General features: G+C 63.3%; 17 protein-coding genes. 10 read left to right on the top strand and 7 right to left on the bottom strand.

Annotated elements, in window-relative coordinates; translation table 11 throughout:
- Positions 1–29 precede the first annotated feature (29 nt).
- Together G513_RS25055 and G513_RS0114855 are read right to left on the bottom strand one after the other, a co-directional pair.
- The gene (locus G513_RS25055; protein ID WP_028475589.1) at positions 30–572 is read right to left on the bottom strand and encodes a hypothetical protein; all 543 of its coding nucleotides are present in this window, start codon (positions 570–572) and stop codon (positions 30–32) included.
- 285 nt (positions 573–857) lie between these two features.
- Positions 858–1,889, bottom strand: a complete 1,032-nt coding sequence (locus G513_RS0114855) for a hypothetical protein (protein ID WP_022977643.1) — start codon at positions 1,887–1,889, stop codon at positions 858–860.
- A gap of 130 nt (positions 1,890–2,019) precedes the next feature.
- Here G513_RS0114855 and G513_RS25530 point away from each other — a divergent pair, with 130 nt between their 5' ends.
- Together G513_RS25530 and G513_RS0114845 are read left to right on the top strand one after the other, a co-directional pair.
- Positions 2,020–2,187, top strand: a complete 168-nt coding sequence (locus tag G513_RS25530) for an oxidoreductase-like domain-containing protein (protein WP_084711550.1) — start codon at positions 2,020–2,022, stop codon at positions 2,185–2,187.
- Positions 2,180–3,019, top strand: a complete 840-nt coding sequence (locus G513_RS0114845) for an NAD-dependent protein deacetylase (protein ID WP_022977641.1) — start codon at positions 2,180–2,182, stop codon at positions 3,017–3,019. Before G513_RS25530 ends, G513_RS0114845 begins: the two co-directional genes overlap by 8 nt.
- Before the next feature lie 19 nt (positions 3,020–3,038).
- Here G513_RS0114845 and G513_RS0114840 read toward each other — a convergent pair whose 3' ends face one another.
- Positions 3,039–3,263 (bottom strand): SlyX family protein, encoded by a 225-nt coding sequence (locus G513_RS0114840; RefSeq protein WP_022977640.1) that lies wholly within the window; start codon positions 3,261–3,263, stop codon positions 3,039–3,041.
- Positions 3,264–3,345: 82 nt separating this feature from the next.
- Here G513_RS0114840 and G513_RS0114835 point away from each other — a divergent pair, with 82 nt between their 5' ends.
- Genes G513_RS0114835 through arfB form a run of 5 tightly spaced genes read left to right on the top strand, consistent with a single transcriptional unit; the run spans position 3,346 to position 7,358 of the window.
- Positions 3,346–3,960, top strand: a complete 615-nt coding sequence (locus G513_RS0114835; protein ID WP_028475588.1) for a paraquat-inducible protein A — start codon at positions 3,346–3,348, stop codon at positions 3,958–3,960.
- Positions 3,957–4,649, top strand: coding sequence for a paraquat-inducible protein A (locus G513_RS0114830; protein ID WP_051144441.1), 693 nt, complete (start codon positions 3,957–3,959; stop codon positions 4,647–4,649). The genes G513_RS0114835 and G513_RS0114830 overlap by 4 nt, the downstream gene beginning before the upstream one ends.
- Positions 4,646–6,310 (top strand): PqiB family protein, encoded by a 1,665-nt coding sequence (locus tag G513_RS0114825; protein ID WP_022977639.1) that lies wholly within the window; start codon positions 4,646–4,648, stop codon positions 6,308–6,310. Before G513_RS0114830 ends, G513_RS0114825 begins: the two co-directional genes overlap by 4 nt.
- Before the next feature lie 4 nt (positions 6,311–6,314).
- A complete protein-coding gene (locus G513_RS0114820; RefSeq protein WP_022977638.1) occupies positions 6,315–6,941 on the top strand; it encodes a PqiC family protein in 627 nt (208 codons plus the stop codon).
- A gap of 3 nt (positions 6,942–6,944) precedes the next feature.
- Positions 6,945–7,358, top strand: coding sequence for an alternative ribosome rescue aminoacyl-tRNA hydrolase ArfB (arfB, locus tag G513_RS0114815; RefSeq protein WP_022977637.1), 414 nt, complete (start codon positions 6,945–6,947; stop codon positions 7,356–7,358).
- Between the two features lie 3 nt (positions 7,359–7,361).
- On the opposite strand, the gene G513_RS0114810 is transcribed toward arfB, so the two are convergent.
- Positions 7,362–7,835: a metallophosphoesterase family protein gene (locus G513_RS0114810; protein WP_022977636.1), complete on the bottom strand. Its 474-nt coding sequence runs from the start codon at positions 7,833–7,835 to the stop codon at positions 7,362–7,364.
- 96 nt (positions 7,836–7,931) lie between these two features.
- Here G513_RS0114810 and G513_RS0114805 point away from each other — a divergent pair, with 96 nt between their 5' ends.
- Complete coding sequence (locus G513_RS0114805; RefSeq protein ID WP_022977635.1) at positions 7,932–8,399, top strand: SET domain-containing protein; 468 nt, start codon at positions 7,932–7,934, stop codon at positions 8,397–8,399.
- 11 nt (positions 8,400–8,410) lie between these two features.
- On the opposite strand, the gene G513_RS23250 is transcribed toward G513_RS0114805, so the two are convergent.
- A complete protein-coding gene (locus G513_RS23250) occupies positions 8,411–9,658 on the bottom strand; it encodes a serine hydrolase domain-containing protein (protein WP_022977634.1) in 1,248 nt (415 codons plus the stop codon).
- A 127-nt stretch (positions 9,659–9,785) separates the two neighbouring features.
- Here G513_RS23250 and G513_RS0114795 point away from each other — a divergent pair, with 127 nt between their 5' ends.
- On the top strand, positions 9,786–10,778 hold the full coding sequence (locus tag G513_RS0114795; protein ID WP_022977633.1) for an NAD(P)H-quinone oxidoreductase: 993 nt from the start codon (positions 9,786–9,788) through the stop codon (positions 10,776–10,778).
- Positions 10,779–10,837: 59 nt separating this feature from the next.
- Here G513_RS0114795 and G513_RS0114790 read toward each other — a convergent pair whose 3' ends face one another.
- On the bottom strand, positions 10,838–11,983 hold the full coding sequence (locus G513_RS0114790) for an acyl-CoA desaturase (protein WP_022977632.1): 1,146 nt from the start codon (positions 11,981–11,983) through the stop codon (positions 10,838–10,840).
- Positions 11,984–12,261: 278 nt separating this feature from the next.
- The gene (locus tag G513_RS0114785) at positions 12,262–12,471 is read right to left on the bottom strand and encodes a cold-shock protein (RefSeq protein WP_022977631.1); all 210 of its coding nucleotides are present in this window, start codon (positions 12,469–12,471) and stop codon (positions 12,262–12,264) included.
- A gap of 771 nt (positions 12,472–13,242) precedes the next feature.
- Here G513_RS0114785 and G513_RS23245 point away from each other — a divergent pair.
- Complete coding sequence (locus G513_RS23245; protein ID WP_033417917.1) at positions 13,243–13,476, top strand: histone H1-like repetitive region-containing protein; 234 nt, start codon at positions 13,243–13,245, stop codon at positions 13,474–13,476.
- The last annotated feature ends 119 nt before the right edge of the window (positions 13,477–13,595 follow it).

Raw genomic sequence — 13,595 nt, 5'->3', positions numbered from 1 at the left:
TACATCTTCCGGGTAAAACTTTCCGACGATCAGACGCCGCCGAAACGATACCGAAGACCCGCCTCGAAGCGGTCGTCGTCACCGCCCTGAACCGCGGCGACCAGCGCGAAACGCGGTGCGATGTAGTAGGCACCGCTGAGACGCAGCGCCACGCGACCATCGCCCACGGCGTTGAAGTAGCGGACTTCCGGGGTCAGTTCGATGATCTTGCTCGGGGTGTAGCGCAGGCCGCCACGCAGGCCGTAGCCAAGGTCATCGGCCTGGCCGATATCGACGTATTCGAGGCCACCGCCGGCGAAAAGGTCGAATTCCGAGTTGATCGGCGTGTGGAACACTGCGCCAGCGCTGAACTGGTTGAGCTCGTCGTTGTTGCTGAATTCGGAGTAGGCAGCCACGTTGGGATGGATGCCCAGCATGCCGGCAACGCGCACGCCCGCATCGCTGCGGCCGTAGGTATCGCGCTGAATGAAGCCGCCTTCAACGTAGTTGTAGTCAGCCGCCGAAACCACCCCTGGCAACAGGGCAAGGGCAGCGAGGGCGGTCAGTCGGCGAATGGACGACTTTTGATTCATCGGGTGTCTCTCCTGTGATTTCTGTTTTTTGAACAACTATTGATGTTTCGACGTTTGGTAACGTGTCATCAATCAAGCTGTCATCAGTTAGCGTGCCCACGGGCCAGAAGCTGTGCAGCCGGCAGTGCCCGCCGTTGGTGACGGGGCCGAGAGTGCCGACTGATGGCTGAATCGATTCTGAACAGAGCCCCAGGCAAGCGCTCAGGCAGAACGCAACGCACCCAAGGCGTGACCGTATCTGCCGCAGCAATGTTCAGGGAGCCAGGGAGCGCTCCCCGGGATAGCTCAGGCCGCGCCGGCAACGATATCGGCAAACGCTTTCGAGCTATAAAAACTGGCTAAGCGACGACGCGCGATCGGCTCCAGCAGTTTCTTCTTCTTGAGCGTCTTGATCACTGAGGGCGCATAGCGCTGCAGTTCGTCAAGAATTCGTTCACGGTCGATACCGAGATCGGCGAGCAGCGTAGCCAGCGTTGCGTCCTCGTACTTCTCGAAGAAGCCATCGATGCCGGCGTCGATGACGATGCGGTACCAGTCCTGCTTGCGCAGATGGCGCCAGGCTTCGAAACCGGTGACGAACAACTCCTCGACGGCGGTTTCGCCGATGTCGTCACGCAGGGCGCCGACCGGTTCGTCGCGCAGCTTGTCCCAGGTATCCAGCGCCAGTTCCTTCAGCAGCTTGGGGCTGGCGTGGGAAATCAGGAACTCCGCGCTGCGCGTGGTCGAGGCCTGCACGGCCTTGGCGATGTACTTGCGCAGGCCTTCCTCGAGCGAGGATTCCAGCTTCGGCGTGGCAACACTGAGCGCGGCGCGGCCAAGCTTCAGCATCGAGCTGGCGCCGGGAATGTTCTTCGCAACATTGCTCTGCGCAAGGTAGCCGGTGATGCCGCTATACAGCAGATCGGAGGCGAAATCGGCGTACAGCGGGCTGGTCACCGCGGCGCGGATGATCTTGTCGCGCAGGGTGTCGAGTTCGAGGATCTGATCGGTGAAATCCTCGAAGTGCTGATCGGTCAGCAGATCACCCGGCGTGGTCTTGCTGTGGATCTCGTGGGCGTAGACGCGGCGGGCAATCTCGCCGACCAGTTCCGGCAAGCCCGGCCCGAACTCGACTTCGCTGGCGAACACCGCGGCGGTGTCCTTGATCTGCTTGCGGGTGACCATGTTGCCGACGGTCAGCTTGCCGGCCGCGAGCAGCGCCGCATCGACTTCCTCGGCCAGCAGCGCCTTCAGGCCCGGGCCGCTGATCTCCTCGACGATGTGCTGCACATGCGCTTCGAGCAGGGCCTCGGCGATACCGGCTTTCTTGTCGACCATCACACTTCTCCAGAATTCGGAATCAGTAGGAAACAACTGTTCGCTAGCTTCGCACAGGCGCGGCCAGCGATGACACAGGCGGCGGTTCCGGCCGTTATCCTGTCTCTCATCAAAACCCGCGAGCGCCCGCTTGAACCCGCAGTCATCTCCTGAAGCCTTGCCGCCGAAGCCGCAACCGCCGGTCGATTACGACTGCTGCGGCGGTGGCTGCGCGGACTGCGAACTGCGCATCTACCTGCGCGAACTGGGCCGCTGGCAGAAGATGGCCCGGCTGCAGGGCATTCCGATCGATGACTGAAGCCGTGCAGCGGCTGGTCGGCTTTCTCGACGCTACACCGCGCGTACTGCTGCTCACCGGCGCCGGCGTCAGTACCGGCAGCGGCATTCCCGACTATCGCGATGCCGACGGCGCCTGGAAACGCGGGCCACCGATCACCGGCCAGGTCTTCCGCAACGATGCGCTGCAGCGGGCGCGCTACTGGGCGCGCAGCATGATTGGCTGGCCGCTGCTCGCCGGGGCGCAGCCCAACGGCGCGCACCTAGCGCTGGCGGCGCTCCAAGCCCAGGGCCGCATCACGCGGCTGATCACCCAGAATGTCGACGGCCTGCATCAGGCCGCCGGCAGCACCGAGGTCATCGATCTGCATGGCCGGCTCGATACGCTGATCTGTCTGACCTGCGATCAGCGCTCGCCGCGCAGCGTCTTCCAGCAGCGCTTGCAGGACGACAACCCGGACTGGGCAGCGCGCACCGCCGTGGCGCTGCCCGATGGCGACGCCGATCTCGAGCATGCGGACTTCAGCGCGTTCACGGTGCCCGGCTGCACGAACTGCGGCGGCATGCTGAAGCCGGATGTCGTGTTCTTCGGCGAAGGCGTGCCGCGCGAACGGGTCGATGCCGCGTTTGCTGCCTTGCAGGCATCAGACGGCCTGCTGGTCGTCGGCTCATCGCTGATGGTCTATTCGGGTTACCGCTTCGCCGTAGCCGCCCGCGAGCGCGGCTTGCCGATGGCCGTGCTGACCTTGGGAAAAACCCGCGCCGACGAACTTGTCGATGTGAAGATCGATGCGTCCTGCGGCGAAGCGCTGACTGCAGCGGTGGCCCATCTGGCCAGAGAGCCGGCCTGCTGAGCGTCCAAGCGAAAGCGGCCTACCAGTGCGGCGGAATCTCGTCCCGCGCCGTGCCCTGGAATACCGGCTGGTCGCTGGACGCCAGACGATCGCCGAGCGCTTTCAAGCGCTGTTCGAGCAGCTCGATCAGGCGCTGCTGGCGCTGGATCTCGGCGCTGAGCACGTTCAGCGAGTCTTCCTGCCAGGTCATCCGCGTTTCTAGTTCGACCAGACGATCTTCGGGGCGGTCTTCAGAGCTGCTCATGTCGGCGTGACGTCGTGGCAAGGCCGGCAGTGTAACGGCAGGCACGGGCTATGCTTAGCGCATGTCCATGCCCAGCCCCGCCATGAAGATTCGTCCGGAACTCGCAATCTGCGAGCACTGCGACAGCGTTCACCAGCGCCTGCCGCTGGAGCGTGGCGAAGCAGCGGATTGCCACGTCTGCGGCGCGACCCTCTACCGCCGGCCGATGCTGGATCTCGATTCCATGCTGGCGCTCACGGTCGCCGCAATGATCGTCTTCGTGGTCGCCAACGCAGCCCCGCTGGTGACCATGGAATCCGGCGGCAACACGACCCGCGGCTGGTTGCTGAGCCTGGTCGCGACCACCTGGACGTCCGGTGTCGGTACCGTGTCGGCGATCCTGATCGGCACCGTATTCCTGTTTCCGCTCGCGCAGATCCTGCTGTATTTCTACGTGCTGCTGGCCTGCCGCCTGAAGCTGCCGGCGGCGCGGTTCGTCGATGCCATGCACTGGCTGCGCCGGCTGCGGCCGTGGAGTATGGTTCAGGTGTTCCTGATTGGCACCCTGGTATCGATCATCAAGATGTCCCACCTGGCGTCGGTGAAACCGGAGCCGGGACTCTGGGCGTTCGGCGTGCTGACCATCCTGCTGACCGCGCTCGGTACCTTCGAATTGCGCGAACTGTGGGCGCTGCACGAAGAGGCGGCCGGCACATGAGCGAACCGACAGGCCGAATCGTGCGCGGCATCGAGCACGGGCTGATCGGCTGCGAAGCCTGCGGGCTGGTGTTGGAACGGCCGGCGCACGGCAGCGACTGTCCACGCTGCGGAACGCCGGTGCATGCGCGGCGTCCGGAATCGCTCGCCCGCAGCTGGGCGTTCCTGGTCGCAGCGATGATCTTGTACATTCCGGCCAACCTGCTGCCGGTGCTGCACTCGACCAAGCTGTTCGAAAGCTGGTCCGACACCATCCTGTCCGGCGTCGTCGCGCTGTGGGAAGACGGCGCTTACGATCTCGCCATCATCGTCTTCACCGCATCGATCGTGGTGCCTCTGCTGAAGATGGGCGCGCTGGCCCTGCTGCTGCTCGAAGTGCAGCGCGGCGGCCGGCAATTGCCGCGTGAACGGGCGCTGCTGTATCGCATCCTCGAGTACATCGGCCACTGGTCGATGCTCGACGTTTTCGCGGTGGCGCTGCTGGTCACCTTGGTACACTTCGGCACCTTGGCGAGTGTCGAGCCGGGCTCGGGCATCGTCGCTTTCGGCGCCGTCGTGGTGCTGACCATGCTGGCGACGATGAGCTTCGATCCGCGCCTGAACTGGGACACGCCACGCCGGCGCGCCAGACCCCTACCCGCAGCCCCCGCCGTCAATCCCGACGCGGCCAAAGACCCGCTATCGCCATGAGCGCAGCCCTGCCTCCCGATGAACTGCCCAAGCCCGAGATTCGTCGGGACGGCCGCAAGCGCCTGTCGCTGATCTGGCTGGTGCCGCTGATTGCGGCACTCGTCGGCCTCGGGCTGGTGGTGCGTACCTGGCTGAACACCGGCACCACGATCACCATCAGCTTCAAGACCGCCGAAGGTCTGGAAAACGGCAAGACCGAGGTCCGCTACAAGGACGTGGTGGTCGGCAAGGTGCGCAGCATCTCGCTGAACGGCGATGACTCCGGCGTGCTGATCGGCGTTGAACTCACGCCCGAAGCCACCCGTCTCGCGGTCAAGGACAGCCGCTTCTGGGTCGTGCGGCCGCGCATCGGCATCGGCGGTGTGACCGGCATTTCCACCTTGCTGTCCGGCGCCTACATCGGTGTCGACGTCGGTCGCGACAAGGAAGAGCAGCGCGCCTTCGAAGGCCTCGAAAAGCCGCCTGCCGTCACTCACGATCAGAAGGGCAAGCAATTCACGCTGACCACCTACGACGCCAGCTCGATCACCATCGGCGCGCCGGTCTATTTCCGCCGGGTGGCGGTCGGCCAGGTCGTCGATTCCGCGCTCGATGAAGATGGCAAGAAGATCACCGTCAAGGTGTTCGTGGAAGCGCCATACGATCGCTTCGTGACCCGCAACGCTCGCTTCTGGAATGCCGGCGGGGTCGATCTCGCGGTGTCTTCCGAAGGCCTGCGGCTGAACACCCAATCGCTGGCCACGGTGCTTGCCGGCGGCATCGCCTTCCAGGCGCCGGACCCGAACAACCCGGGCGAAGCAGCGCCGGCCGATCAGAGCTTCGAACTGTTCGCGAAGATTTCCGATGCGCTGGCGGCAGTCGATGGCCCGTCCGTGGATGCCTTGCTGGTCCTGCGGCAATCGACTCGCGGCCTGTCCGTGGGGACGCCGGTGGACTTCTCCGGCGTGGTCATCGGCGAAGTGAAATCGATGCAGCCGCAGTACGACAGCGCCAAGCAGAGCTTCTACACCAACGTGATGGTCGAGCTGTTCCTGGAGCGACTGGGCCCGGCCTACAAGACGCTGACTGCGCTCGACAATGGCGAAGGCCGGCCGCCTCTGAAGGTGCTGCAGCGCTTCATCAACCAGGGCCTGCACGCCCAGTTGCGCGCCGGCAACCTGCTGACCGGACAACAATACATCGCTCTGTTCTTCAAGCCCGGCAGCGTCAAGAAAATCAGCATTCCTCCGGATAGCACGCCGGAAATTCCGACTGCGCCGGGCAGCCTCGAAGAGATCCAGACCCAGATCGAAAGCATCGTCACCAAGTTCGACAAGATTCCGTTCGAAGCCTTGGCCGCCGATCTGCGCAGCACGCTGAACAACGCCAGTTCCTTGCTCAAGACACTCGATCAGGAAGTGGCGCCGCAGGCCAAGAAAACGCTGGCCGATGCCGGTGCCGCGATCCAGTCGCTGAACCAGAATCTGACCTCGCCGGAAGCGCCACTGCAGCAGGACGCGCGGCGCACGCTGGAACAACTGAACCGCACTGCCGCCTCGCTGCGGACACTGACCGAATACCTCGAACAGCATCCGGAAGCGCTGCTGCGCGGCCGGCCGGTGGAACTCGACCCGCAGCCTCAGCCCTCCGCGGGCGCGGCACCCGACGCGCCCAGGAAATGAGCCGATGAGCAAACGACCCCTCGCGGCATTGATCGCCACTGTCCTGCTCGCCGGCTGTCAGAGCGCCGCGCCGATCCGCTTCTACACACTGCTGCCAGCCGCCACGCGCGCTGCCGCACCTGCGCAAGACCCGGCGTTCCGCATCGAACTCGGCGCGGTGACGATTCCGTCCCAGGTCGATACGCCGAAGATCGTCATTCGTGAAAGCGCCGGCCGACTGGCCCCGGTCGAAGGCCAGCGCTGGATCGCGCCGCTGGCTGACGAGGTTCGTGCCTCGCTCAGTGCGTCGCTGACTCAGAAACTCGGCGTGCCCGATATCGGCTACGCCAGCGCCAGCGAAACCCAGGGCCTGCCGCTGTACCGCGTCCGGGTGACCTTGCGGCGCTTCGAATCGGTGCTCGGCAGCAAGGCCCTGATCGATGCCAGCTGGACGGTCAGCAGCGCCAGCGACAAGGGCAAGAGCGCGAGCTGTGACAGCCGTGTCGAGTCCGACATCGCCGATGGTTTCGATGCGCTCGCAGAAGGCCATCAGCGCGCCCTCGCCGCACTGGCCGGACGCATCGCCCGTGGCCTCGAAGCGCTGAACGCCGGCAAGGCCAGCAATGTCTGCGTGGCGGCTGACGCAGGCTGAACGATGCTGGTCGTCAACGACAGGCTCAGCATCCCGCTGGCCGAGATCGAGCTGACCGCCACCCGCTCGCAGGGCGCCGGCGGTCAGAACGTCAACAAGACCTCGACCGCGATCCATCTGCGCTACGACATCCGAGCTTCCAGCCTGCCCGATGAGTTGAAAGAACGGGTGCTGCTGCGCGCCGATCAGCGCATCACCCGCGATGGCGTTGTCGTCATCAAGGCCCAGCAGCATCGCAGCCAGGAAGCCAACCGCGATGCCGCACTGGCGCGTCTCGCCGATCTGCTGGTCCGCGCGCTGCACGTGCCGATCACCCGTCGGGCGACCAAACCCAGCCGCGCATCGAAGCGTCAGCGAGTTGACGACAAGACCCGGCGCGGTGGGCTGAAAACGCTGCGTCGCAGCGTCGACGACTGATCGCTAAAGATTCAGCTCGATCAATTCCGCTTTCACGCTGCCATCAGCAGCGATGTACAGCTTGGCGACCGTCACCGGCAGGCTGAAACGACGCGGCCCGGCGCTGCCCGGATTGACGTAAAGCCGGCCATCGCGCGGCTCGATCAGCGGCCGATGGCTATGGCCGCTGACGATGACCTGAGCGGCTGCCTCGTCTTTCGCCAGCAGCAGCTTCAGATCGTGCAGCAGATGAATCGCGACCGCGCCGACCTGCAGCATCGCCGTTTCCGGCACGGCCTCGAATGCGACCTCGCGATCGTTGTTGCCGCGCACCGCAGTGACCGGCGCGATCGTCGCAAGCTGCTCGAGAATCGCTGTATCGCCGATGTCTCCGGCGTGCAGGATCGCGTCGACGCCGGCGAGCGCGGCAAGGGCCTGCACGCGCAGCAAACCGTGGGTATCTGAAATCAGGCCGATGACGGCAGGCGGGCGAATCATCGAGGCAGTGTAATGGCCTGGTCGGCAAGGGCGTGCCCGCATGCAGGCGGCATGGTTTCTGGATCACAATGTCGCACTCTCGACCTTGGTCCACGCATGTCCGGCAACACCGTTACCCGTCGTTCCGCGATCCACGGCAATGGGGTTTTTGCCGCCAAGCCGCTGGCCTCCGGCATCGAGGTGATGGAGTACACCGGCCGCCTGCGAACTCACGCGTATATCGACAAGGTCTATTCGGACACCGTCGAGTCCGGCCACACCTTTCTGTTCACGCTGAACGAGCGTTACGTCGTCGACGGCAATTTCGATTCCAACGACGCGCGCTGGATCAATCACAGCTGCGAACCGAACTGCAAGCCGTACGTGATCGAAGATCCAGGCAAGAACCCGAAGCTCGATCGCATCGTCATCGAAACCCTGCGCGACATCGGCCAGGGCGAGGAGCTGACCTTCGACTACGGCATCCGCCTCGACTGCCGCCAGACGGCGCGGCTGAAGAAGATATGGGCCTGCCGCTGCGGCGCGCCGACCTGCACCGGAACGATGCTGAAGCCGAAGCGCTGAGCTTTCCCGGATTACGCGCAGCGGCTGGAAATCGTCGCCAGCAGGCGGCTCAAGGTCAGCAGATGGGTGCCGAGGATCGCCTTGCCGGTGGTCAGCAGTCCGGCGGAGATATGCCGGCGTGGATCGGCCCAGCCGAGGATGTTCATGAACCCCAGGTGACCAAAGGCTTCGGCGGTGTCCGGGCCATACATGCCGGCGGGTTTGGCGCCGAGCATCATGCCTTCGCTGTAGCGCATCGGGATCATCAGGGTGCGATCGAAATTCATTCGGCCGAGTGGCCGGGCGATGCGCGCCACGGTCTCGGCCTTCAGCAGCTGCTGGCCGTTGGCCACACCGCCGTCGAGCAGCATCTGGAAGAAGCGGCTGGTTTCGTCGGCAGTCGCGAAGATGTTGCCGGCCGGAATCACCGCCTGCTTGAAGCTGTCGGTATTCGAGGCGCGCACCACTTCCGGGAACGGCACGAACAGCGCCCGCTCGGCGACCGTCGAAATCGGGAAGCGCACCAGTGCGCCGGCTTCATAGTTGATCGCCACCTCCGGCCAGTACCGCTTGCCGATGCCGTAGGTGAAGTGCTTCATCTTCAGCGGCTTGCGGATGTGCTGATCGAGGTAGCTGGACAGACTCTTGCCGGTCACCTGCTGCAGCACTTCGGCGAGGATGAAGCCGCCGGTGATCGCGTGATAGGACATCTGCTTGCCCGAGGTCGGCGGCGCGGCGCAGATCAGGCGGATGATCCGGTCCCAGTCCTCCATCAGTTCGACCTTGCGCTCGATCTTGGCGATCTTCATCGTCGGGAAGCCGCCGCGATGGGCGAGCACATCACTGATCGTGGTGTCGCGCTTGCCGGCCTGCGCGAACGCCGGCAGGTAGTGGCTGACCCGCTCTTCGAGCCGGATGCCGCCCTCTTCGGCAAGCTTGTGCAGCAGCACCGCGGTGACCGCCTTCGACGCCGAGAAAAGGCAGATCGGCGTCTCCGGCGTCAACAGGCGCTTGGGCACGTCAGCGCCGTCCGCGGGGCCGTTGCCCTCGGCGTGGCCGATCGAACGGTTGAACACCAGCTCGCCGTGGCGACGCAGGCAGAACGCGATGCCGGGATAAGCGCCGCTGCGGTACAGACTTTTCAGCGCAGCCCAGATCGCCTTGGTATCAGCAGCGCTCAAGCCCCCACGCGGCCCGGCCGCTTCGACGTCGTCGGCAATCGTGGTGATCGGATGCAGGTCGCGCGCGATCTGCACCTTCATCGGCTGGAATAGGACCATCTGAACGGGGCTCCTGCCCGGCGCGACTGATGGCGCGGGCCTGTTGTCATGAATGCGGCCGGATGGCCATCGTGTCGCAAAACCTTAACAGAACACTTGTGTTGTTTGATGCCGTTAGAGTGCCCGCATGAACACAACCCATCGTTACATCCACTTCGACCGCCCGGGCGCGGCCGAAGTCATGCAGTTGGTCGAAGGCCCCCGCCCTGCGCCCGGGCCGAACGAAGTGCTGATCAAGGTTTCGGCCGCTGGCGTCAATCGCCCGGATCTGCTGCAACGCCAGGGCGCTTACGCACCGCCGCCGACCGCCTCACCGATTCTCGGGCTGGAAGTGGCGGGCACGGTTGCAGCACTGGGCGCCGAGGTTCGAGGCTGGCAGATCGGCAACCCGGTCTGCGCGCTGACGCCAGGCGGCGGTTACGCCGAGTACTGCGTGGCGCCCGCGGCGCACTGCCTGCCGATTCCTGCCGGGCTGAGCCTGATCGAAGCCGCGGCGCTGCCGGAGACCTCGTTCACGGTCTGGGGCAACCTTTTTTTCCGCGGCCGTTTGAAAGCTGGCGAATCGGTGCTGATCCACGGCGGCACCAGCGGCATCGGCACCACCGCGATCCAGTTCGCGAAAGCCTTCGGCGCCACCGTTTTCGCCACCGCCAACGGTGCCGACAAGTGCGCGGCCTGTCGCGCGTTGGGCGCTGATTTCGCGATCGATTACGCCAGCAGCGATTTCGTCGCCGAGATCGAGCGCGAGACCGGCGGCCGTGGCGTCGATGCCGTGCTCGACATCGTCGGCGGCGATTACACGCCGCGCAACATTGCAGCACTGGGCATCGATGGTCGGCTACTGCTGGTCGGCTTCCAGCGTGGCGCGGCAGCAACGATCGACCTGACCACGATCATGCGCAAGCGCCTGATCATCACTGGCTCGATGCTGCGGCCGCAGACTCATGACGAGAAAGCGGCCCTGGCAGTCGCGCTGCGAGACAAGGTCTGGCCGCTGATTGCCGATGGCCGGATCAAGCCGCTGATCCATGCAACATTTCCGCTCGCCGAGGTCGTCAAAGCGCACCAGTTGATGACGTCCAGCGCCCACGTCGGCAAGATCGTGCTGACCATCGACTGATCGACCGCCCAACAAAAAACCGCAGCCGAAGCTGCGGTTTTTTGTTCAAGCTATCGCGATCACGCCGTCTGCCAATGCAGCGGCTGCATGCGCTGGCGCTGCTCACGCAGGCGATCTTCCAGTACCAGCAACTGCTGGCGCATATCGCTGTGCTGCCACTGGTCGGCAAGCTTGTCGCGCGCCGCTTCAATGCGCTGGCTCTGCAGATGGCTCCAGGCGTTGACGGTGGTCTTGAAGGTTTCCAGCTCGTGTTCGAAACGCTGCTGAAGCACGGCGACCCGGCCTTCGTTGTTGCAGCCCGTCAGTCGCTCGCGCACCTGATCGAACTGCCGCTGCAGCATCGCGCGCTGGATGCGGAATTCGGGCACCCGACGCAGTTCGCGAGTGATGCCCACCCACGACAGCGAGGCGATCAGCCACTTGGTCGGGTCGTACTGCCACCAGCGCACGCCGTTGCGGTAATCCCACTGAAACAGGTGGTGGTAGTTGTGATAACCCTCGCCATAGGTCAGGAAGGCGAGCAGATCGTTGTCCCTTGCAGTGTTCTCGATCGTGTACGGACGACGGCCCCAATAATGAGCCAGCGAGTTGATCAGGAAGGTCACGTGATGATTGACCACCAGACGCAGCAGGCCGGCGACCATCAGATAACCCATGACATCGCCCATCGCCCAGCCCAGCAGCGCCGGGAAGCCGATGTTCATGAACAGCGCCAGCGGCAGGTAGTAGTTGTGCTGGAACATCACCAAGCGATCGTCGAGCAGATCGCGGGCATTCGAGTAATCGGTACGGGCGCTCGGGTAGTCGCGCAGCATCCAGCCGATGTGGGCGTACCAGAGGCCACGGTTGATCGAGTACGGATCGTGATCGACATCGTCGACGTTGGCGTGGTGGATGCGGTGGGTCGAGGCCCAGACCAGCACCGAGTTCTGAAACGCCATCGCACCAAACAACAGATAGAACGCCTTCAAGCTCCAGTGCGCCTGGTAAGCGCGATGCGCCCACAAGCGGTGATAGCCACCGGTGATCGACAGACCGCAGGCATACAGCAGCGCGACACCGGCCGCCCAGGCGCTGGCGCTGACGTCGAAATTGAACAGATACCACGGGAAAACCGTCAGCAGCAGCGCCGTGCTGATCGTGAACATCGCATAGGCAGGCTTGTTGATCGCCGGCCGGGAAGAAGCAGGGTTTGCAGCAGTCATCGAGCAGACTCGTTGAAGGGCTATTTCGCTTTATCGGCAATCAAGGACCATTCTGCAACCGTCCTTGCAAACCAGACATCCCGGAAGCGAGAGACCGGGAAGCTCGGCATTTTCACCTATTGCTGCCGAGCACGTCTCATTGATGACGGCGAGTGGCGTCATTATCAAGACCGGTGTCGACAGCGGCCATCGTTACGCATTCAAGCTGCAACGACAGCCGAACGTCGGACATAAAAAAACCGCAGCCGAAGCTGCGGTTTTTCAAATACGCGCGCTTATTAGAGCGGGCGAATCTGGGTGGCCTGCATGCCCTTCGGGCCGCGCTGCGCCTTGTACTCAACGCGCTGACCTTCTTTCAGGGTCTTGAATCCGGTGCCCTGGATTTCCTTGAAGTGCGCGAAGAGATCTTCGCCGCCATCGGCCGGGGTGATAAAGCCGAAGCCCTTGGCGTCATTGAACCACTTAACGGTGCCCATCGAGTCTGACATTGCTACATTCCTTTAACGGTGAATTGACAAAAAAAGTACCGACACCAGAGGTAGTGTCGTATTTGCGGGCGATCAAGAAATGTAGCCGGGATACTGACAGCACCCGTTTGTAGCGGGGAAACTGACCACGGTAAATACCTTGCTTGAAACGACTGCAAGTGCACTGTACGCGCTAATTCCGCTGCTGTCTAACAAGCGGGACGGATGTCTGGGAAGCACGTCTCGATTGAATTTTGACGTTGCGAAGCAGCATTCGCGGTCGGGTTCCGATCGGTAATTCAACGGGAGCGGCACGTGTCGCGCATCCCCGTGACCAGCCGTCATCGAGTCCTCGGACGAGTTCTTGGAGACCATCGACGAGCATTTGTCCTGCGTCGGTTTAGCGCAGATTCGTGAGCGTTGAACGCGTACATCGGAACCAGCGGTGACTCGGCGGCTTGCGAGCAGGCAAACGGTCGCTACGCCAACCTCACGTCAAAACCACGCAGATTTGCTCACGCGAGGCTTGACGGCCAATACGCCAAATGTGCCTGCAAGTCTTGCAGCAAGAGCCTGGAGCCCTTGTGGCGACACGGTTCAACGATTCGATCAATCAGGAAAGCGGCAGACCGGGCAGACCGCTTTTGTGCACCGTGTATCGCCCGACTCACTGAAGCGCCTACTAGATGTTGTGTTTGATGTCCAGCGATGACACTATTGGATGTGACTTCGTAATTGTCAGCGAGAGGCGTTGATCAATCGGGTCATTTCCTTGAATGTTGGGAGGTTCCCATGGCTGTTAAGAAAGCTGCTGCCAAGAAAGCCGTCGCGAAAAAAGCGGTTGCCAAGAAGGCTGTTGCGAAGAAAGCAGTCGCAACGAAGGTCGTCGCCAAGAAGGCTGTCGCCAAGCCGGCGGTCGCCAAGAAAGCGGTTGCGAAGAAGGCTGTTGCGAAGAAGGTTGCTGCCAAGAAGGCCCCGGCAAAGAAGGCTGCCGCGAAGAAAGCTGTTGCCAAGAAGCCTGCGTAACTAATACGGCGGTGTTCATTGCCGGGCTCGGCGTGTTGCATGCCGAGCCTTTTTTGTCGGCGACTTCCGGCAAAACATCCGGCTAACCCGCTTCGAGCCGTCCCCCTAAGAAAACTTTG

This window comes from Nevskia ramosa DSM 11499 (assembly GCF_000420645.1).
Lineage (GTDB): Bacteria > Pseudomonadota > Gammaproteobacteria > Nevskiales > Nevskiaceae > Nevskia > Nevskia ramosa.
The sequence above is the reverse complement of the archived record's forward strand: the minus strand, read 5'-3'. Positions and strand labels throughout refer to the sequence as shown.